The organism is Knoellia locipacati, from assembly GCF_044791685.1.
GTDB lineage: Bacteria > Actinomycetota > Actinomycetes > Actinomycetales > Dermatophilaceae > Knoellia > Knoellia locipacati_A.
The window spans coordinates 1,325,363-1,344,654 of record NZ_CP087730.1 but is presented as its reverse complement, the minus strand read 5'-3'; the positions used below and the strand labels follow the sequence as shown (position 1 = coordinate 1,344,654).

The following is a 19,292-nucleotide window of genomic DNA, read 5'->3' as shown; positions in this document are numbered from 1 at the left end:
GATGTCGACCCCGTTGACCACTGCCACTCGATGGCCGCGCTGGGCCAGAGTCGCAGAGCACGGCCCCTTCTTAGCGCTGAGACTCGTCGAGCGCCTTTTCGTACGCCGTCATGTCTGGCGAGAACGCAGTCGCGAGCGGTTGGAGGCGTTGAAACAGTCGGATGGCGAAGAAGATCAACTGCGTGCCCGCCGGGCTGTACTCGATCTGCCCAGCGAGGTTGTGGTCGAACGACAAGTCATCTAGCGCGATGCCGAGATCGATACGTCGGTTGCCCGTTTGGCTGTGAATCGCCTTCTTTCCGGCCGGGCCCGCCAGGGTCGTCTTCCATCCGGACCTCAACGCAACGATGCCGCCCAAGATGGGTTTCGAATCGAGATCCGGTGGCGTAGATCGACCCCCGAGGTGGTGGATCGGCGCGGGCACGCGGACCAAGTCCCGCACGCTCGCGATCTTGAGGCCTGCGTACTCGACGTACTCCTTGTCGATCTCCGGCTTGACCTCGAAGACGGCGTAGACGCTCTCAGCAGGTATGAACCGGTCGCCGTCCGACGTCGTGAACCAATTGGGCGAGTACTGCTGGTCCCAAATCGCAAGGTCGATCTGGTGGCTCTTCCTTCCAGCGCTGTCAACGACGGTTACGGCCCCAACGCCGTATCGGGCGGGGAGGAAGTCGCGCAGCATGGATAGCCAGTCCGCCTCGCTTGCGTCCCCGATCGTGGTGCCGTGGTCTGTGAAGTCACCCGTGATGCCGAGGTCGGCTATCAGCGCCCTTTGTCGGGCAAGGAATGCCTTACGCAGATCAAAGTCGCTCATGCATCGCTCCTGTTATCGGGGATCGGACTGGAAGTCGGCATCTCGAGAAGGTTCACTGTGGCCTTCTGGGTGATGGCTCTTCCGAGGCGGTTCCGTCGACCGATGCCCGCATGGGTCCGGACGTGAAGCGTCCCTGGGTCCAGGGCCGCAACTATGAGCGCGACTGACCCGCCTGCAACGGATGCGATACGGCGCACGCTCGCCCAGTCCTTCCCACTCGGGTCCTGCGGGAGGGGGTGGGTATGCCATTCACCGACATACCCGAGTCGCTCATCGGACATCTCGCGTAGGTGGGCGGATAACGCCGTTTCGGCTGCGGCGTGGTTTCGCTGGTATTGACTGTGCTGGGCCTCGGGGTCGGTCACCGTCAAGGCGTGACGGACGACGACACTGTCGCCTTCTCGCCAGCCTGTCAGGATGCCGCCGGTCTCCTTGGGTGCGGCTTGGCGAGCAGCGTCCTCGACATGAGTTAGCACTGCGGGGGCGCAAACCACCCGCGCGTGGGCTCGCGATCGCTTCACAAGGCTGCTCGATCGCGGAGTTCACCGTTTGTAGACACATGGGAGCGGGTGAGGAAGCCAACAGCGTGGGCCACTGTCATGGCGGCTGCTTCGATGACCGCATGCGGCGGGGTAGGTGAAACAGGACTGCCGCAACCCCCCTCATACAAGGCAGGGGCAACACTCGCGCGTTGCAGAGTTGGCGGGATGGGCGAGCCCGACATGGGGGGAATCACATCGACTCTCTGGGTTTGGCCGTCGTTCTGCAAGCACGCAGCCAGAATGCTCGTACCCGTGATCCTGGCTGCGTGCGCGAGCACGCTAGTGGCAACGCTGTTGGCAGTCGCGTCGATGAGTAGATGGCAGGACCTCAACGCGTGGAGGGCTTGTTCTAGCGTCAACATCGCAGTCGAGGAGACCTCGATGGTGCAGTGGGAGTACGTCGTTCTGTCGAGGTAGTCCTTGATCGCAGAACCTTTGGCCATCCCAACTTGCTCTGCCCCAACGAGGTGGCGGACGAGATTGCCGGGGCGGACAACGTCGTGATCTTGGATGGTGAGGCGGCCAAGACCAGCGCGGATCAGGCCGTCAGCAATGAATGAACCAAGCGCGCCGCCACCTACCAAGTGCACATGCGCAGACTCCAAGAGGACGCGCTGTGGTCCAGCGCGCATCTCCATGACACTCGCGTCATTGGGCGCCGCGGGCATTGCCTGAGCGAGTACTCCGTCGGCAGTCCATCGGACGCGAAGCGCGAGGACGCCATCGGTGCCTCCCCGGCGGTAGCGCACGAGGACGACGTCGATTAACCGTTCGGCGACAAGTCTTGTGACGTCGTCGCTGGGGCCTACCAAGGTCATCACTTGGTCCCAGGTTCTGGGCGGCTCATCCGGAGTGCCGATATCGACCATGTAGCCGTAGAGGCGATGCCGGGGTCGGTGTTTCGGCGGGGCTTTCGCTTCGCCCACGACGGTGGCCGTGTACTCGGTGGTGCGGAGAAGCACGAACGGTGTCTTGTACCGGTCGAGATCTGCGTACAGAACCAGCAAGCGGTGATTTGACGGTGTGAAATAGCGCTCTAGGTCCATATCGGGGTTGTCGGTCGTCCACCCGGAGATGGTGTTATCGATCCAGTGCTCCACTTGGACCAGAAACGAGTCGACGTCGAGCCATGGGGTGCTGCCGTGGTCATCCTCCGTGTAGAGGCACATCGAGCCGTCCACGTAACGGTGCCAACTCCACGGCACCGACTCCTCGGGGTCAACCAGAACCTTCGGCGGCATGAACGGGAAGGCTGCGTCGAGCGTCACGATGTAGTCAATCGGGCCGGTTTTCGCCGCATGCCTGCCGCGGTACGTGACATCGTCCACGTACCGCAGTCCGGCCTGTTCGAGGGACTCAATGAACGAGGTTCGTGCGAGGGCCCTGCTGGCGTCTATTTCGGTCACCCGAACTTGCTGTCCCCTGCCGGAACATGCGGGTCGCCGGGAGTAAGCGGTGCGCCCTCCGCACGTTTGGTGCCATCGTCGTTGTAACCCTCGGGCATTGGAAAGACGGACTCATGTTCGTCGTTGCCGCCCAGAAGATCCGCGTAGCCCTTGGCTGACAGCCCTAGGTCAGACTCCGTAAGCGCGCTACGCGCGCGGATGGCGGCATCGGCGAACTTGTCCTTGGCGTCCTGCCACTGAGCATCGGTGGCCCGAAACGACAGCACGCCACCGTCGAGTGTGGGATCCGGGATCTCGACGCCCGAGTCGACGTAATCCGCGATGATCTTGGCGACTGCTTCGATGCCAGTCACGTACTGCTTGGCCTGGGAGTCTCCCGAGACCAGACCAGTGCGATAGGCCTCGTAGAGCGCCATCTCGACCATGAGCCCACCTGGTCGCTTGCCCAGCAATGTACGGCGGGTCTGCCGGAGCAACTTCACGTTCTTCACGTAGTACTCGTTGTGTTCGGCGTTCATCTCAGACGACAGGCTCGTCAGGGCGTCAGGGTTGGTGACCTGCCAACCCTCCTCGGGCTCGTGCTGCGGGATTTCCCACGTGCCGTCGGACCGGGGCCGAGCGGGGACCGCGTCGACGTGGAGGTCATCGAAGGCAGGGAAGGCGACCTTGACCGAGCGAGCCTGCCGATCAACTCGATCTCCCCCGAACTCTTCCGCGAGCACCTCGTGGAAGTGGTCGAGCAGGTCAGCCGGTCCCACGTCGGCGGGTAGGTCATTCAAGCGACAAAAAACGTCCACATCCTTAACCCGTTGGATCGAAACGTTGCGCTTGTAGGACCCAATCAGGATCGGATCCGTTCCCCACTCGACGAGTTGGTCGTCCCCTCCCAGCGCACCACTAACGTCCTTATGGGCCTTCGGCGCGTTCTGCTTATCTTCGTCTGAAGGCTCGATATTGCTCAATGCCTGCTGGAAGAGGCCGGTCAGGATTGCCACGTTCACTCCAATGTCTCGCCGTCGCTCGGGCGCCCCTTCGGGCAATCCCTCCTTTGAGGATAGGGCGGGCCACTGACAGCGACGGGCGCCACACCTGTGTCCTGACCGCCAACGGAGACTGAGACTTTCTTGGGTGCCGCAGAACCGGCACACTGACCCGGGTGGCAAGCGGTGCGGTACCCGGAGTTGAGAGACGTAGTCTGGCTACAGAAGCCAGAACAACTGGACGCTCGGCGCCTACTGCGAGTCCTACTGCCGGATCGTCACCGGTCACCACACCAACGAGGACCGCGGCATGTTCCCCCACCTGCTGCGCTCCGACCCCGACCTCGAGCCCGTCATCAGCCGGCTGCACGACGAGCACGAGGTCATCGCAGGCCTGCTCGACTCGCTCGACCGCGCGCTCGTGGCCCTCGTCACCGACCCCGGCCACGGCGGTGACGGCCACCGCGCCCTCGATGCCCTCGCCGATGCCGTCGACGAGCTCACCGCACACCTGCTCGCCCACCTGTCCTACGAGGAGGAGGCGCTCCATGACGCCCTCGCCACCCACGGCTTCGGCTGACGTCCCAGGCATCCCGCTCGACGCGGTCGCGTTCTACCGCGAGCTCGAGTCCTCCAACTCCCGTGAGTGGTGGGCCGCCAACAAGCAGCGGTATGCCGTGAGCGTCCAGGAGCCGATGGCTCACCTCGGTGACGTGCTCACCGAGGAGTTCGGCGAACCGAAGCTCTTCCGCCCCAACCGGGACGTGCGCTTCAGCAAGAACAAGGCGCCCTACAAGGACCACCAGGGTCTCTTCGTGCCGACCTCGGCGCGGATGGGCTGGTACGTCCAGGTCGGGGCCGACGGTCTCCGGACCGCCGGTGGCTTCTACGCCTCCGAGTCGGACCAGCTGGCGCGCTACCGCGCGAGCGTGGCCGACGAACTGGTCGGCGCCCGACTGATGAAGATCGTCGACACGTTGTCGGACAGCGGTTTCGACATCGGAGGCGACGTTCTCGCGACGCGACCACGCGGCATACCGGCAGACCATCCGCGACTCGAGCTGCTGCGGCACCGGACCCTCTCGGCGTCCCGGGACCACGGCACACCGGACTGGCTGGAGGCCGAGGAGGTCGCCCAGAGGGTGCGGGCGGACTGGGCCGCGATGCGGCCTCTCATCGAGTGGTGCGACCAGTACGTCGGGGCCACCGAGAAGCCCGGGAGGCGGTGATGGCCCGTGGTGCCCGACCGAGCGACGTCGACGAGATCGCGGGCTCGCTCCCGGAGACCGAGCTCGGCATCTCGTGGGGTGACCGTCTGACGTGGAAGGTGCGCGGCAAGGGCTTCCTGCTCTACCGCATGCCGCACAAGACCGCCGTCGACCCCGAGACGGGCGAGATGTGGGACGACCTGCTCGTCGTCTTCACGCCCGACATGGGTGTGAAGCAGTCCCTCGTCGAGGCCGACAACCCGTTCTTCGACATCCCGCACTTCCGCAGCCACCCCGGCGTGCTCGTGAGGCTCTCCCGGATCGGCGAGCTCGACCGCGACGAGCTCGAGGAGATCATCGTCGAGGCGTGGGCAGCCAAGGCTCCCAAGAAGCTCGTCCGCGAGCACCTCGGTCCTGACACACTCGGGTGAGCGCGCCGACGACGCCACGAACAGGAGCAGATCGCGATGCAGATGCCCAAGCACAGTGACGAGGCCAAGGCCCACTTCCGCACGCTCGTGCCCGGCGTCCCGGGCGTCGAGGTGAAGCCGATGTTCGGGTCGGTCGGCGCGTTCGTCAACGGCAACATGTTCGCCGGCCTGTTCGGCGACTCCCTCGGGGTCAAGCTCGACGAAGCCGGGCTCGACGAGCTGCGGTCGGTCCCCGGGACGGGCCCTTTCGGCCCGGCGGAGCGACCGATGAACGGCTGGCTCTCGCTGCCCCCGGACCTGTCCGACGCCGACAGGGCCGACTGGTTCGAGCGGGCCCGCGCCCACATCGAGACCCTGCCGCCGAAGGTCCGCAAGCCGGCGCGGAAGACCGCGACGTAGGACGGCGGACGGCATGAGTGTGGGGAGCGCCCTCCTCGGACGCTCCCCACACTCATGAGGTCGTCAGCCGACGTGCACCGGCTCCGGACCGTCGGTGGCCAGCTCCTCGTGCTTGACGTCGAGGAAGATCCAGATGACCGCAGAGGCCGCGAGCATGAGGAGCGAGCCGACGAGGAAGGCCTGCGTCGACCCCTCCGTGAAGACCTGGAGCCGAGCGACCGCCTCCATCGCCTGCAGCTGCTCGGGAGACGGAGCAGGTCCACCGGCTGCCACCGCCGCGGCGCCGGCAGAGGCGAGCTCGGCCCCACGGTCGGTGAAGGTCTGGGTCGCGACCGTGGCCAGCACCGCGAGGCCGAGTGCGCCACCGACCTGCTGGGCGGTGTTGAGGACACCGGACCCGATCCCGGACTCCTCCGGGCGGAGGTGGTGGACGGCGGTGAGCGTGACCGGGACGAAGGTGAGCCCCATGCCGAAGGCCATCATGACGACGAACGGCAGGATGTCGGCGACGTAGGTGCCGGTGACGGCCTGGACCGGGAACGACGTGTCGTAGGGCAGCGTCGAGAAGCCGTACAGGGCGCCCGCCGCGATGAGGGTGCCCGTGCCCGAGATGATCCGTGGGTTGACCCGGTTGAGCAGGTTCGAGGCGAGGCCCGCGCCGACGACGATGCCGACCGTGAACGGCAGGAACGCCACGCCGGCCTTGAGGGGGCTGTAGCCCATGACGTTCTGGATGTACTGGCTGAGGAAGTAGAACATCGCGAACATCGCGGCCGGGGCGAAGAACATCGCCACGAAACTGGCGGCGCGGGTCCGGCTGGTGAAGATCCGGAAGGGCAACAGGGGGTGCGTGACCCTCCGCTCGATGAGCCCGAAGACCACGAGCATCGCGACGCCGGCGACGAGGCTGGCGATCGTCAGGCCGTCACCCCAACCCTCGGTGCCGGCGCGGGACAGGCCGTAGACGACACCGAGCAGGCCGAGCGTGCCGGTGAGGGCGCCGGGCAGGTCGAGCTCACCGGGGTGCGACTCCGACTCGTTGAGGAAGCGCGGGGCGAGGAACGCCGCGGCCAGGCCGATCGGGACGTTGATGAGGAACGTCAGGCGCCAGCCGTCGACCGCGCTGCCGAGGATCTCGGGCGAGGTGCCCGTGAGCCAGCCGCCGAGGATGAGACCGACGGCCGCACCGGCGCCGGACATCGCGGCATACACCGCGAAGGCACGGTTGCGCGCCGGTCCCGCCGGGAACGTCGTCGTGATCAGCGCGAGGGCCGCCGGGGAGGCGAGCGCCGCGCCGAGGCCCTGGAGGGCACGGGAGGCGAGCAGCAGCGGCTCGCTCGTCGCGAAGCCGCCGAGCAGCGAGGCGACGGCGAAGACCACGAGGCCGACCATGAAGACCCGGCGACGTCCGTAGAGGTCACCCAGCCGGCCGCCGAGCAGGAGCAGGCTGCCGAAGGCCAGCGCATAGCCGGTGACGACCCACGTGAGGTTTGCCTGGCTAATCTCGAGGTCGGCCTGGATGTAGGGGAGGGCAATGTTGGCGATGGTCCCGTCGAGGACGATCATGAGCTGGGCGATGGAGATGAGCACGAGTGCCCACGTGAGGTTGAGCTCGCGCGGTGGCCTCGCGACGTCGGCCGCGGGTCCGTCGAGGGGTCGTACGTCGGTCATGCGTCGTCCTTGTCCTGGTGCTTCTTCGAAGTGTGTGTGGCGTGACAGGCCGGGAGGATGACCTGGTCGATGAGCGCGGCGATGACCGCCGTGCTGGGGGGCTCGCCGAGCAGGTGGGTGCGGTGGAGCACCATCCCGGCCAGCGCGGGGGCGACGAGGTCGAGGTCGACGTCGGGGCCGATCTCCCCCCGATCGCGGGCCCGCTCGAAGACGGCACGACCGGCCGCGACCTTGGGGCCGATGAAGTCGCGCCGGAAGGCGGTCGCGAACTCCGGGTCGATGTTGACGGCGGTGATCACCGAGGCGAGGACGTTCATCGCCCGCTGGTCGGTCACGCCGCCGGCGCCGCAGTGCATCTGCAGCAGGTCCTCGCGCAGGCTGCCCGTGTCGGGCGCAGCCGTCGGGCCCTTCTGGGCCAGCACGGCGTCGATCACCAGCGCCGACTTGCTGCTCCACCGCCGGTAGAGCGTCGCCTTCGACGCCTTGGCCGCAGCGGCGACCGCATCCATGGTCAGCCGGTCGTAGCCCACCTCGGCGAGGACGTCGAGCGTCGCGCGCAGGATCTCCTGCTCGCGCTCGCCCTCGACGCGGGGTCGGGCCTGGATCTCGGGTGTCATGGGGTGCGGTCGTCCTTCGGTGCGATGAAACGATGTCGTTCCGTACGATAGAACGAAACGGTTTCGTTTCGCAAGCAGGAGTCCAAGGGCACCCCGCAGCGAAACCGCAGCGACTTCGCAGCGGCGGTGTCCACGGTGCTCCCATGGACACGCCGCCGGACAGGCCCGCAGACCCCACGCCCCTCCTCAGCCGCCGGTCGATCGGGCGCCTCGGGCTCGCCGCCGGCGCAGGGGCACTCGCCTCGGTCGGCGCCGCAGGCCCGGCCTCGGCCGTGACGTCGACCTTCCGGGTCGGCCACCTCAACATCCTCAGCGACCTGTCGCACGCCGACTTCCTCCACGACCTCAACCTCATCGCCGACCACTGCCACCTCCTCGGCCTCAACGAGGTGCAGTTCCGCCGTGACGCCGTGAAGAACTGGGCCGACGACAACGGGTGGCACCTCCACATGCCGTCCGGGACGTGGCCCGGCGCCGAACCCCTGCTCGCGAGGAAGTCGATGTTCCGGCCCACGAGCAGCGGTGACCGGGGCTCGACCTTCGTCTGCGACACCGGGGGCAGCGCCGCGCCGCCCCCGCCGCGCTACCTCACCTGGATCAGCTGGGAGCACATCCCCAGTGGCCGCCACGTCAACCACATCAACAGCCACCTCAACGCGCACATCGACGACAACGGCTCCCCCTACGACCTGCCCCGCACCGAGGACGCCGAGCTGCACCTCCGGATGATCCGGGACCTCGCGGTCCGCCGGTCCGACCAGGGCCAGGTCGTCGTGAGCGGCGACTTCAACGTCGACTACCAGGACGACAAGCGGGTGCAGTACTCCCGGTTCCCCTACACGGTGCTCGAGGAGCGCCAGGCCTCCGGTGCGATCCCCGGCCTGCGTTCGGGCTACTCGCAGATGGGGGTCACGAACTTGTCGACGCACGGCAGCCGCCGGATCGACTACATCTACGAGTGGGTGCGCGTGCCCTCGAGCCGCCTCATGGAGATGACGAACCACTACGTCGTCGACGGCACCCGGTCCGACCACAACGGGGTGGTGGCTGCCTTTGCGATGACGCACTGACCCTCCTGGCCCGGACGGGCCGCCCACCGACCCCCCGATCAGGGGAGCCCTCCCCGGCTCTTCCTGATGCGAGGTGTGCCCTGCGTCGCTAGCCTCGCCCGTGTGGTCAGTCGTTCTGCATCTGGCACCCAGGCGCGAGGTCCCGCAGTGGCCCCCGTGCCCGAACTCAGCGCCTGCGTCCTCGGGATGGTGCGGCTGGTCAGCGAGGGCCAGGACGTCCCGCTGACCCCGTCCGAGCGGGCGCTGGTCGCGGGCCTCGCCGTCGCCGAGCACCGGGTGGTCACCGTCGACGCGCTCGCCGAGTGGGTCTGGGGTGGCCGGTCACACGCCTCGCCGCGCAACCGGGTGCAGGCCGTCGTCTCGGGGATCCGGCGCAAGGTGGCACCGGCGCGGCTCATCGTGACCCACGAGGCCGGCTACCGCCTCGACGACGTCGTCCGGACCGACATCGGGCACCGGGGGGCGCTCACCCGCCGCGCCCACGCCCTCCCCGCGGACAGCCCGGAGAAGCACGCGCTGCTGCACGAGGCGGAAGCGCTCAACCTCGGTGCGGCGCTCGGCGGGGTGGCCGACAGCCCCGACGTCGAGGCGCGGCGGCGCAGGATCGACGAGGAGAGCCTGGAGGTCACCCTCCAGCGCATCGAGGCCGACCTCGAGACCGGCCACCTCGACGGGCTCGCCAGCTCACTCGGCCACCTGAGCCAGCGCCACCGGTTCCACGAGCAGGTCCACGCCCTCCTCATGCGCACCCTCGTCCGTGTCGGTCGCCAGGCCGAGGCTTTGAGCGTCTACCGCGACGTGCGCTCCCGACTCGACGACGACCTCGGCGTGCGGCCGGGGCCCATCCTCGCGGCCGCCCACCAGGAGGTGCTCACCTTCGACGAGGCGGTTCCGCGGGGAGCGACATCCGCGACCGATGGACCCCGCGCATCCAGCCCCACCCGCTCGCCCGGCGCGGCGGGATCGGCGGCAGCGGCGTCGACGCCGGCTGCCACCTCGGCTCCCCACCCGGCCTCGTCGCCGACGGAGGACCCCTCGGGCGAGGCGCCCACCGCCCACGACGCACCCGGCCAGCACGACGCACCCGGCCAGCCCGGCTCACCCGGCGAGCTCCTCCCGCTGCGCCGGATCCCCGCCCCGCGCACCGCGCCGCGCAGCGTCGCCCACCTCGTCGGGCGGGAGTCAGAGCTGGAGCGGCTTGTCGCGGCTGCCACGGCGACGTCCGGCACGGCGCCCGTCGTCGCGGTCACCGGTCTCGGCGGCATGGGCAAGACCACCCTCGCGGTCGAGGCCGCGCACCGGCTCCGCGACGCCTTCCCCGACGGCACGCTCTACCTCCACCTCGACAGCGAGACGGGCCGTGCCGGGGTCTCCAGCGTCCTCGCGCACTTCCTCCAGCTCCTCGGGGTGCCGGCCGACGTGCTTCCCGCGGGCCACGACGCCCGGGTCGCGATGTACCGCTCGATCCTCGACACCAAGCGGCTCCTCGTCGTCCTCGACGACATCGGCTCGGGCGTCGACATCCGTGACCTGCTGCCGACGCGCGCACCCTCGGCGGCCATCCTCACGAGCCGGCAGCCCCTCACCGAGTGCGAACCCACGCTGCGCATCGTCGTCACCGCCCTCGGCGACCTCGACAGTGCCCGGCTCCTCGGCGGCCTCGTCGGCGACGGCCGGGTCGAGGGCGAGGCCGAGGGCCTGCGCCAGCTCGCGCAGGCGTGCCTGGGGCTCCCGCTCCTGCTGCGCATCACGGCCCAGCGCGTCGCGTCGCGTCCCGACCTCTCGCTGCGTCGCGCCGCGTCGTCGCTGAGCAGGGAGATCAGTGGGCAGTCGGACGGCGAGCAGTCGGACCGGGCGGTGTATGCCGGGCTCGGACTGGCCGAGGCCCCCCTCAGCGGTGCCGCCCGCGAGGTCCTCGGCCGCTTCGCCGGGCTCCCGTTCCGTGCCGCCAGCCGGTGGCTGCTCGCGTCGCTCGTCGGGGACGGCCGCGACGGTGACGCGGCCGTCGACGAGCTCCACGCGGCATACCTGCTCGAGACGGAGTCGCGCGAGGGCGTCTCGACCCAGTTCGTCCTCCACGACCTCGTCCGCCTGTATGCCGTGCAGTCCGAGACGCCGGCGGACGTCACCGACGACCTCGCCCGCGTCGCCAGAACCCTTCTCGTGACTGCTCTCCCGCACGCGCAGGCCTACCCGGTGCAGTTCCTGCCGCTGCCGCCGTGCCCGGTCGGCGGGCGGCTGCCACGGGTCAGCGGCGCCGTCGACGCCGAGGAGGCGCTGGCGTTCCTGCGCACGGAGCAGGACACGTTCGTCCTCTGCGCCCGCGAGGTCGCCGGGACCGACCCGGCCACCGCGTGGCGCCTGCTCGTGGTCCTCGGCCAGCACGCCCAGAACGGCCTGGAGCTCGACCGGTGGTTCGCCGTCGCCGACGCGGTGCGCGAGCACCTCGATCCCGACCACGTCGACGAGCGGCGAGGGCTCGCCCACCTCGACCTCGTCGAGGCCCACCTGCGCCACGAGTCCGCGTCGTCACGGCTCGCCGCCACGCTCGCCACCCGGGCCCGCCGCACGATGCTCCTCGACGGTGACGTGGCCGGTGCCATCGTCGCCGCGGTCGTCCTCGGGCGGGCCCACCGCGCCAACGGCGAGCGGGCCGCGGCCGAGGAGGCCCTCGACTGGGCGACCCGCTCGAGCGACGACGCCGTCGACCCCGTGGTGCGCGCCTACGTCGCGCTCGCCTGGGGGAGCCTGCTCGACGACTACGACGTCCTCGAGCCGGGTCGCGAGCACCTCCTCGAGGCGACCCGGCTGTTCGAGGGGATCGAGGACTGGTCGGGCTCCGCCACGGCCCTCTTCGCGCTGGCCCGGGTCCACCGCAGACTGGGCGAGTACGCCGCGGGCCTGCCGCTCTGCGACCACGCCATGGAGCTCTTCACCCGGCTCGGCGACGTCAACGGGCTCACGGCAGTCCTCGACACGCGCGCCGACATCCTCGTCCAGATGGGCGAGCCGCTCCAGGCGTTGCCGGGCGCCGAGCAGGCCGTCGAGCAGGCGGCCGTGCGCCACGACGACTTCATGCTCCACCGCGCCCAGCGCACACTCGGCCGTGCGCGTGCGGCGCTCGGGAGGCTCGCCGAGAGTGAGTCGGTGCTGCGCGACAGCATCGCCGGCTTCGAACGGCTCGACCGGCCGCTGAGCCGGGCGGCCAGCCTGCGCGACCTGGGCCGGGTGCTCCAGCTGCAGGACCGCTTGCCCGAGGCCATCGAGGTGTTCGAGTCCGAGCGTGACTGCCTCGTGCGCTGCGGCCTGACCGACAACGCCGAGCTCGACGAGATCATCGCCCGGCTCGCCGCCCTCATCCGCTCGCGCCGCGGCGGCCACCTCGCGCGTGGACGGTCGGGCCACGACGGGCACGGCGTCGCCTGAACCGCAGCCGATCCGCAGCGGCTTCGCAGCGCCGGCTGGTTCGCTCCGGGGACCGAGGCCACCCCAGGCCCACCCCGAGGGAGAGGACACTCCATGAGCACTGTTCGACGTGGTGCCATCGCAACATTCGCCACCCTGGCCGCGGCGGCGTCCCTGGGCCTGGCCGGCGGCCCCGCCCACAGCGCGCCGGCCGAGCTGGCGGCACTGCCGGACGTCAACCACGAGCGCCTCGTGCTCGCGGCTCAGCTCGACCCGAGCAAGCCGGACCGGGGCCTGACCGCCGGCGCCGAGGACTCGGTGAGGACCGTCAAGGCGGCCCTGCGCGCCAAGGGCCTGCTGGCCTCGACCGACACCGACGGTCACTTCGGACGGGCGACGATGGATGCGTGGCGCGTCTGGGAGAACCGCGTGCACACGACCGACAACCCGTGGTCCACCAACGGCCTGCCCAGCCTCTTCGAGCTCAACGAGCTGGCGCCGAACCGCTTCACCCTGAGCCACAAGGTGGACCAGGGGTCGTGGGTCACGGAGAACGGCGAGGCCGTCAACGAGCGCACGCGGGCCATGTTCCGCAAGGCCGAGGCCCTCAGCGACAGCGACATGACCATCACCCAGGGGCGTGGCGGGGCCGAGGCGTCGGCCGGCACCCACGTCGGCGGTGGCGTCATCGACATCCGGGTCAACGACGCCCCGGCCAGGACGAGCGCGCGGGTCGCGGCGCTGCGCGAGGTCGGCTTCGCCGCGTGGTTCCGCAACTGGGCCGGCAACGAGCACATCCACGCCATCGCCGTGGGCGACCCGTGGGTGGCCTACGGCTCGCACCGGAGCCTGTGCCAGATCCACCAGTTCCGATTCGGCGGAGAAGGTGTCTCGTGCAGCGACTCGACGGCCGGCACCGACCGCCCGCTCGTCTGGTGGGAGCAGTACCAGCGCTCCCTCTGACAGGGACGCACGAGGACGCAGACGAGCGAGGCGGTATGCCGGGTGCGCACCCGGCATACCGCCTCGCTTCTCTCGTGGGGCCGGGTCACTCTCGCGAGGTGTGCCCCATGAAGTGCTTGTCGTCCTTCGTCGGACCGTCCACGTCCCAGGCGTAGGTGAAGCGGCGGATCTCGTCGCCGGCGACGTTGCCCTCGACGCTCGTGACGACCTTGGTGGTGGTGTTGACGGCGGTGACGACCCCGACGTGTCCCGTGGCCGAGCCGTTGTCCACGCCGGGGGAACCGGCGCCGTTCTGCCACACGAGGACGTCACCGGGCTGGGGCAGCCGGGTCTGCGAGAAGCGGTGGTAGGGCGTCTGGGCGTCGGTGCGCCAGGCCTGGGACCTCATGTAGTAGGTGGGGATGCGTGGGTATGCCGCGGGGTCGGGGGTGTTGGTGCCCGTCCAGGTCCGCGCGACGAAGTAGCCGCACCAGTCGAGCCCGCTGGCGTACCCCGCGCTGTAGTCGTTGAGCTCGTTGCGGTTGGTGTTGCTGCCGTCGATCTCGAGCACGTTGCGGTCCGCGCTCGGTTGGCGGCTGAGCCGGATCGTGCCGGACGCGTCCTTGTAGGAGAGCTCGGCGGCGAGCAGGGTGTTGGCCCGGTTCACGGTGTCCTGCCGCAGGGTCGACAGGGCCATGGCGGCGGCCTGGGTGCTCATGACCGTGGAGGTCTCGGCTGGCTGCTGCTGTGTCTGTGCTGTCGGGACCGCAGCGACCAGTCCGGCCGACATGGCCGAGACCGCGAGTGCGGCGATGGTGCGCGCCTTCATGGGTGTCTCCCTCTCGTGGGTTGCGTGCGGGTGCCCGCAGGGAGAGAGTGCGCGGCGCCGCTGCGAAACCACTGCGGATCCGCTCCGCACGTCGTGGCTGGTGGCGTGGGGCTCGTCGGTGCTGGGCCCTTCAGTGCTGGGCCCTCAGTGCTGGGGCTCGCGGATCGAGGTCCGCACCGAGAAGAGCTCCGGGAAGAAGGTGAGCTCGAGGGCGCGCTGGAGGAACCCGACGCCGCTCGAGCCGCCGGTGCCGGTCTTCATGCCGATGACGCGCTGCACCGTCTTGAGGTGGCGGAAGCGCCACAGCTGGAAGTTGTCCTCGAGGTCGACGAGCTCCTCGCACGCCTCGTAGAGGTCCCAGTGGTCCTCCGCGTCCTCGTAGATCTCGGTGAGCACGCGGACGAGCTCGTCGTTCGGGACGTGGGCGACGCTCACGTCGCGCTCCAGGATCTCGCGCGGGACGGCATACCCACGTCGGGCGAGGTACCTGAGGAACTCGTCGTAGATGCTCGGCGCCTCGAGCAGCTCCTCGAGGATCGCGTGCGCGGCAGGGTCGGCCTCGTGGACCTTGAGCATGCCGCGGTGCTTGTTGCCGAGCATGAACTCGACGGCGCGGTACTGCCAGGACTGGAAGCCCGACGCGTGGCCGAGGTAGCCGCGGAACTCGCTGTACTCGGTCGGGGTGAGGGTCGCGAGAACGGACCACTGGTCGGTGAGGGTGCGCTGGATGTGCTTGACCCGGGCGATGCGCTTGAGGGCGATCCGCATCTCGTCCTGTGCGAGCAGGGCTGCGGCAGAACGCAGCTCGTGCAGGACGAGCTTGAGCCAGAGCTCCGACGTCTGGTGCTGGATGATGAAGAGCAGCTCGTCGTGGTGCTCCGGGTCGCTCACCGGGTGCTGGGCGCCCAGGAGCTCGTCGAGGGACAGGTAGGAGCCGTAGCTCATCTCGTGCCTGAAGTCGGTGTGGATCCCCGACTCGATGGCCCGGGTGTTGCCCTTCGACGTCTCGCTCATGGGGCCACCCTAGAGCTCGTGCCGAGGTGGCTCAGATGCGGCGGAAGAGGGCGGCGAGGGCCTGGCCGCCACCGATGCACATCGTCACGACGCCGGTCTCAAGGTCGCGCCGGTGCAGGTCCTTGGCGACGCGCAGCGAGAGGATGGCGCCGGTCGCGCCGACGGGGTGGCCCAGCGCGATGGCCCCGCCGTAGGGGTTGACCTTGTCGGGGTCGAGCTTGGCGTCGCGCACGACGGCCACGGCCTGCGCCGCGAACGCCTCGTTGACCTCGAACGTGTCGATGTCGTCGGCGCCGAGCCCGGTCTGCTCGAAGAGCTTCTCGAGGGCGATCACCGGCGCGTAGCCCATGAGCTCGGGCTCCATGGCGCCGGTCGTCACGGCCTCGAGCGTCACGAGGCCGGTGAGACCGCGCTCGGCGGCGACCGACTCGCGGGCGAGGACGACCGCCGCGGCGCCGTCGTTGATGCCGGAGGCGTTGCCGGCGGTGACGGTGCCCTCCTTGGCGAAGGCGGGGCGCAGGCCGGCGAGGGCCTCGAGCGTGGTGCCCGGCTTGGGGTGCTCGTCCTCGGTGGCGGTGAACGGCTTGCGACCGCCGACCTCGACGGGGGTGATCTCCTCGGCGAAGGCGGCCCGGCCGGCCTCGCCCGTGGCGAGCTGCTGGCTGCGGAGCGCGAACTCGTCCTGCTCCTCGCGGCTCACGCCGTAGCGGTCGGCGACGTTCTCGGCGGTGACGCCCATGTGGATGCCGTGGAACGGGTCGGTGAGCATCATGACGGTGCCATCGACGAGCTCCCGGTTGCCGAGGCGGTAGCCCGCGCGGGCACCGAAGTCGTAGAACGGCATACGCGACATGGACTCGTCGCCACCGGCCAGGGCGAGGTCCACGCCGCCCCAGCGCATCTGCATCGCGGCCGACCAGATCGCCTGCAGTCCCGATCCGCACAGGCGGTTGACGGTGTATGCCGGTGTGGACTTCGGGAGCCCGGCGGCCAGGGCCACGCGGCGCGCGTTGTAGGCGTCGGGGCCGACCTGGCCGATGCACCCCATGACGACCTCGTCGATGTCGTCCGCGGCCACGCCGGCGCGCGCGAGCGCCTCGCGAGCGGCCGTGGCACCGAGTTCGTGGGCGGGGACGTCCTTGAACATCCCGCCGAAGCTGCCGATCGGGGTGCGGGCGCCGTCGACGAGGACGATCTTCTCTGCGTGGGGGTCGGTCATGAGGTCCATCGTAGGAAGCGCCCGCCGGAGGGGACAGGCCCGCGGGGTGTGACCTGTGCGGGACCTAGGGTGTGGCGGTGACTCGTCCAGTCGGCCCCGCCCGCCCGCTCAGCGCTCTCTGGCAGCGGCACCGCCGCTATCGCGGCCGACTGGTCGCCGCGGTGACGATGTCCACCGTCAACAAGGTCGCGGACGTCGTGCCGGAGCTGCTCATCGGCGCGGCCGTGGACGTCGTCGTGCGCGGCGACGACTCGTGGATCGGATCGCTCCTCGGGGTCGAGTCCCGCTACGCCCAGCTCGGCTGGCTGGCGGCCTTCAACGTGGTCGTCTGGGTCATCGAGTCGCTGTCCCAGTACGTCGCCGACGTGCTCTGGCGGGGCCTCGCCCAGGGCGTCGAGCACGACCTCAGGGTGGAGGCGTACGACCACGCGCAGCACCTGGACATGTCTTGGCACGAGGGAAGGGCGAGCGGCACGACCCTGGCCACCCTCAACGACGACGTCAACCAGCTCGAGCGGTTCCTCGACGTCGGGGCGGCGGCGATCCTGCAGACCGCGCTCAACGTCGTGCTCGTCGGTGCCGTCTTCGCGGCGTCCAGTGTGCAGCTCTTCGTCCTCGCGTTCCTGCCCATCCCGGTCGTCATCGGCGGGTCACTGCTCTTCCAGCGCCGGCTGGAGCCGCTCTACGCACGCGTCCGCGAGACGGTGTCGGACCTCTCGGGTGCGCTGAGCGCCAACCTCGCCGGCATCTCGACCATCAAGGCGTTCACTGCCGAGGCGCGCGAGCGGGACCGGATCGCGGCGCTGTCCACGGCATACCGGCAGGCCAACGTCGACGCCATCCGCTCCAGCGCCGCGTTCGTCCCGCTCGTCCGGATGGCGATCCTCGCGGGCTTCACGTGCACCCTCCTCTTCGGTGGCTGGGCGACCCTGCGCGGTGAGCTCGAGGTCGGCCTCTACTCGGTGCTCGTCTTCATGACGCAGCGACTGCTCTGGCCGCTCACCGAGGTGGCGACGGTGCTCGACCTCTACCAGCGCGGCCGGGCCTCGGCGGGTCGGATCCTGCGCCTGCTCGACGAGCCGGTCACCGTGCCTGCGGGCACCGGCGCCCTGCAGCGACCGGTCCGGGGCGCCGTCGAGCTCCGCGGCGTGCGGGCCGGCTACGGCGAGGGGCCGACCGTCCTGCACGAGATCGACATGGACATCCCGGCAGGCGAGACGCACGCGATCGTCGGGGCTACCGGCTCGGGGAAGTCCACGCTGCTGCGGCTCGTCCTCCGTTTCGACGACCCGCGGGACGGCGCGGTCCTGCTCGACGGGCGCGACGTGCGCGAGCTCGACTGGGACTCGCTGCGCGGGTCGATGGGCTACGTCGCCCAGGACGTCTACATCTTCTCGGGGTCGGTCGCCGACAACATCGCCTACGGCCGTCCCGACGCCAGCCGTGAGGAGGTCCGCGAGGCCGCGGTGGCGGCCGCCGCCGTGGACTTCATCGACGCCCTGCCCGAGGGGTTCGACTCGCTGCTCGGCGAGCGCGGGGTCAACCTCTCCGGCGGCCAACGACAGCGGCTGGCCCTCGCCCGGGCCCTCCTGCGCGACCCCGCCGTGCTCGTCCTCGACGAGGCGACGAGTGCGGTCGACAACGAGACCGAGGCCGCCATCCAGGCGTCGCTGCGCCGGGCCACCGTCGACCGCACGGCGATCGTCGTCGCGCACCGGCTCTCGACGGTCCGGCACGCCCACCGCATCTGGGTCCTCGACGCCGGCCGGGTGGCCGAGTCCGGGACGCACGACGAGCTCCTCGCCACCGGGGGCATCTATGCCTCGCTGTGGAAGGTGCAGACCGGCGAGCTCTGACCCGCGCTTTGGGAGTGCCGTGAGGACCACCTCGCACCCGGCATGTGCTGGACTGCGGGGCATGGATTCCAGCGCAGTCGTCCTCGTCGCCCACGGCACCCGGGACCAGCGAGGCGCGGAGACGGTGCGCCGTCTCGCAAGCCGGGTCGCCGAGGCCCTGCCGAGCCAGGAGGTCGCGCTCGCCTACGTCGACGTCCAGACGCCGCTGGTCGGTGACGCGCTCGACGACGTCATGGGCCGGCACTCGTCGGTCGTCGTCGTGCCACTGCTGCTCAGCCGCGGCTTCCACGTCGACGTCGACATCGCCGAGGCCGTCGCCGCTCACCCGGGGTCGCGCGCGGTGGCCCAGCTGGGACCCGACCCGCTGCTGGCGGCCCTGCTCGCCGGCCGGCTCCGGGACGCCGCGGTCCCCGAGCCGTCGCACGTCGTCCTCGCGGCCGCCGGGTCGAGCCGCGCCGAGGCCGCCGAGGACGTCGAGGTGGCGGCGGAGCAGCTCGCCCTGGAGTGGGACGGCCCGGTGACCGTGGCCTATGCCTCCGGGACGTCGCCGTCGGTCCCGGAGGCGGTCGCCGCCGCCCGTGCCGACGGGGCGGCGACGGTCGCGGTTGCGACGTACCTCCTCGCCGAGGGCTTCTTCCACGACCGGCTCGCCGACGCGGGTGCCGACCACGTCAGTGCCCCGCTGTGCGACGACGACGCCGTCCTCGCCGTCATCCTCAGCCGCCTCGGCTCGGGCTGACCCATGAGGTCGTCCACCGGGTCGATGACCTATAGGTATTCAGGAACACCTATCGGCTATCGGCGCGCGAACACCCCTGTGTGTGACCGGACTGTGTGTGACCGGGCGGATCAGCCGGAGGCAGGACTGGTCGTGATGTCGCGGTGCCAG

The 19,292-nt window shown here is 70.0% G+C and carries 18 protein-coding genes; 9 read left to right on the top strand and 9 right to left on the bottom strand.

Translation table 11 applies throughout. From position 1 onward, the window contains the following. Positions 1-70: 70 nt before the first annotated feature. From LL946_RS06315 to LL946_RS06300, 4 genes are all read right to left on the bottom strand, one after another. On the bottom strand, positions 71-814 hold the full coding sequence (locus LL946_RS06315; RefSeq protein ID WP_404385904.1) for a DUF6602 domain-containing protein: 744 nt from the start codon (positions 812-814) through the stop codon (positions 71-73). Continuing rightward, positions 811-1,290, bottom strand: coding sequence for a Mov34/MPN/PAD-1 family protein (locus LL946_RS06310; protein ID WP_404385902.1), 480 nt, complete (start codon positions 1,288-1,290; stop codon positions 811-813). The genes LL946_RS06315 and LL946_RS06310 overlap by 4 nt, the downstream gene beginning before the upstream one ends. A 41-nt stretch (positions 1,291-1,331) precedes the next feature. After that, on the bottom strand, positions 1,332-2,684 hold the full coding sequence (locus LL946_RS06305) for a ThiF family adenylyltransferase (protein WP_404385900.1): 1,353 nt from the start codon (positions 2,682-2,684) through the stop codon (positions 1,332-1,334). A gap of 74 nt (positions 2,685-2,758) precedes the next feature. Then, entirely contained in the window at positions 2,759-3,757 is a 999-nt protein-coding gene (locus tag LL946_RS06300) for a nucleotidyltransferase (RefSeq protein ID WP_404385898.1), read from the bottom strand. Between the two features lie 295 nt (positions 3,758-4,052). Here LL946_RS06300 and LL946_RS06295 point away from each other — a divergent pair, with 295 nt between their 5' ends. Genes LL946_RS06295 through LL946_RS06280 form a run of 4 tightly spaced genes read left to right on the top strand, consistent with a single transcriptional unit; the run spans position 4,053 to position 5,780 of the window. Beyond that, a complete protein-coding gene (locus LL946_RS06295) occupies positions 4,053-4,322 on the top strand; it encodes a hypothetical protein (protein ID WP_404385896.1) in 270 nt (89 codons plus the stop codon). After that, complete coding sequence (locus tag LL946_RS06290) at positions 4,291-4,971, top strand: DUF2461 domain-containing protein (RefSeq protein ID WP_404385894.1); 681 nt, start codon at positions 4,291-4,293, stop codon at positions 4,969-4,971. The genes LL946_RS06295 and LL946_RS06290 overlap by 32 nt, the downstream gene beginning before the upstream one ends. Beyond that, positions 4,971-5,381 (top strand): MmcQ/YjbR family DNA-binding protein, encoded by a 411-nt coding sequence (locus tag LL946_RS06285; protein WP_404385892.1) that lies wholly within the window; start codon positions 4,971-4,973, stop codon positions 5,379-5,381. Before LL946_RS06290 ends, LL946_RS06285 begins: the two co-directional genes overlap by 1 nt. A 36-nt stretch (positions 5,382-5,417) precedes the next feature. Beyond that, the gene (locus LL946_RS06280) at positions 5,418-5,780 is read left to right on the top strand and encodes a TfoX/Sxy family protein (RefSeq protein WP_404385890.1); all 363 of its coding nucleotides are present in this window, start codon (positions 5,418-5,420) and stop codon (positions 5,778-5,780) included. A 63-nt stretch (positions 5,781-5,843) separates the two neighbouring features. Here LL946_RS06280 and LL946_RS06275 read toward each other — a convergent pair whose 3' ends face one another. Together LL946_RS06275 and LL946_RS06270 are read right to left on the bottom strand one after the other, a co-directional pair. Beyond that, entirely contained in the window at positions 5,844-7,451 is a 1,608-nt protein-coding gene (locus LL946_RS06275) for an MFS transporter (RefSeq protein WP_404385888.1), read from the bottom strand. Next, positions 7,448-8,068 carry a TetR/AcrR family transcriptional regulator C-terminal ligand-binding domain-containing protein gene (locus tag LL946_RS06270; RefSeq protein WP_404385886.1) on the bottom strand — a complete coding sequence of 207 codons (621 nt, stop codon included), beginning with the start codon at positions 8,066-8,068 and terminating at the stop codon, positions 7,448-7,450. Before LL946_RS06270 ends, LL946_RS06275 begins: the two co-directional genes overlap by 4 nt. Positions 8,069-8,211: 143 nt before the next feature. Here LL946_RS06270 and LL946_RS06265 point away from each other — a divergent pair, with 143 nt between their 5' ends. From LL946_RS06265 to LL946_RS06255, 3 genes are all read left to right on the top strand, one after another. Further along, positions 8,212-9,138, top strand: a complete 927-nt coding sequence (locus LL946_RS06265; protein WP_404385884.1) for a hypothetical protein — start codon at positions 8,212-8,214, stop codon at positions 9,136-9,138. 156 nt (positions 9,139-9,294) lie between these two features. Beyond that, positions 9,295-12,564, top strand: a complete 3,270-nt coding sequence (locus LL946_RS06260; protein WP_404385882.1) for a BTAD domain-containing putative transcriptional regulator — start codon at positions 9,295-9,297, stop codon at positions 12,562-12,564. A gap of 93 nt (positions 12,565-12,657) precedes the next feature. Beyond that, entirely contained in the window at positions 12,658-13,506 is an 849-nt protein-coding gene (locus LL946_RS06255; RefSeq protein ID WP_404385880.1) for a hypothetical protein, read from the top strand. Positions 13,507-13,591: 85 nt separating this feature from the next. Here LL946_RS06255 and LL946_RS06250 read toward each other — a convergent pair whose 3' ends face one another. The 3 genes from LL946_RS06250 to LL946_RS06240 all read right to left on the bottom strand — a co-directional run bounded on the left by LL946_RS06250 (position 13,592) and on the right by LL946_RS06240 (position 16,547). Further along, the gene (locus LL946_RS06250; RefSeq protein ID WP_404385878.1) at positions 13,592-14,314 is read right to left on the bottom strand and encodes a CHAP domain-containing protein; all 723 of its coding nucleotides are present in this window, start codon (positions 14,312-14,314) and stop codon (positions 13,592-13,594) included. A 144-nt stretch (positions 14,315-14,458) separates the two neighbouring features. Beyond that, entirely contained in the window at positions 14,459-15,328 is an 870-nt protein-coding gene (gene kynA, locus LL946_RS06245; protein WP_404385876.1) for a tryptophan 2,3-dioxygenase, read from the bottom strand. A 31-nt stretch (positions 15,329-15,359) separates the two neighbouring features. Next, positions 15,360-16,547 carry a thiolase family protein gene (locus LL946_RS06240; protein ID WP_404385874.1) on the bottom strand — a complete coding sequence of 396 codons (1,188 nt, stop codon included), beginning with the start codon at positions 16,545-16,547 and terminating at the stop codon, positions 15,360-15,362. Positions 16,548-16,624: 77 nt separating this feature from the next. Between LL946_RS06240 and LL946_RS06235 the strand changes: the two genes are divergently transcribed. Together LL946_RS06235 and LL946_RS06230 are read left to right on the top strand one after the other, a co-directional pair. Next, entirely contained in the window at positions 16,625-18,403 is a 1,779-nt protein-coding gene (locus LL946_RS06235; RefSeq protein ID WP_404385872.1) for an ABC transporter ATP-binding protein, read from the top strand. Between the two features lie 61 nt (positions 18,404-18,464). Further along, positions 18,465-19,142: a sirohydrochlorin chelatase gene (locus LL946_RS06230; RefSeq protein WP_404385870.1), complete on the top strand. Its 678-nt coding sequence runs from the start codon at positions 18,465-18,467 to the stop codon at positions 19,140-19,142. Positions 19,143-19,292 lie beyond the last annotated feature (150 nt).

What these genes read in the sequence shown, in the direction of transcription:
- LL946_RS06280 (WP_404385890.1), top strand. Translation starts at nt 5,418, where the DNA reads ATGCAGATGCCCAAGCACAGTGACGAGGCCAAGGCCCACTTCCGCACG.
- LL946_RS06230 (WP_404385870.1), top strand. Translation starts at nt 18,465, where the DNA reads ATGGATTCCAGCGCAGTCGTCCTCGTCGCCCACGGCACCCGGGACCAG.
- LL946_RS06285 (WP_404385892.1), top strand. Translation starts at nt 4,971, where the DNA reads ATGGCCCGTGGTGCCCGACCGAGCGACGTCGACGAGATCGCGGGCTCG.
- kynA (WP_404385876.1), bottom strand. Translation starts at nt 15,328, where the DNA reads ATGAGCGAGACGTCGAAGGGCAACACCCGGGCCATCGAGTCGGGGATC.
- LL946_RS06315 (WP_404385904.1), bottom strand. Translation starts at nt 814, where the DNA reads ATGAGCGACTTTGATCTGCGTAAGGCATTCCTTGCCCGACAAAGGGCG.
- LL946_RS06265 (WP_404385884.1), top strand. Translation starts at nt 8,212, where the DNA reads ATGGACACGCCGCCGGACAGGCCCGCAGACCCCACGCCCCTCCTCAGC.
- LL946_RS06295 (WP_404385896.1), top strand. Translation starts at nt 4,053, where the DNA reads ATGTTCCCCCACCTGCTGCGCTCCGACCCCGACCTCGAGCCCGTCATC.
- LL946_RS06255 (WP_404385880.1), top strand. Translation starts at nt 12,658, where the DNA reads ATGAGCACTGTTCGACGTGGTGCCATCGCAACATTCGCCACCCTGGCC.
- LL946_RS06250 (WP_404385878.1), bottom strand. Translation starts at nt 14,314, where the DNA reads ATGAAGGCGCGCACCATCGCCGCACTCGCGGTCTCGGCCATGTCGGCC.
- LL946_RS06240 (WP_404385874.1), bottom strand. Translation starts at nt 16,547, where the DNA reads ATGACCGACCCCCACGCAGAGAAGATCGTCCTCGTCGACGGCGCCCGC.
- LL946_RS06270 (WP_404385886.1), bottom strand. Translation starts at nt 8,068, where the DNA reads ATGACACCCGAGATCCAGGCCCGACCCCGCGTCGAGGGCGAGCGCGAG.
- LL946_RS06290 (WP_404385894.1), top strand. Translation starts at nt 4,291, where the DNA reads ATGACGCCCTCGCCACCCACGGCTTCGGCTGACGTCCCAGGCATCCCG.
- LL946_RS06275 (WP_404385888.1), bottom strand. Translation starts at nt 7,451, where the DNA reads ATGACCGACGTACGACCCCTCGACGGACCCGCGGCCGACGTCGCGAGG.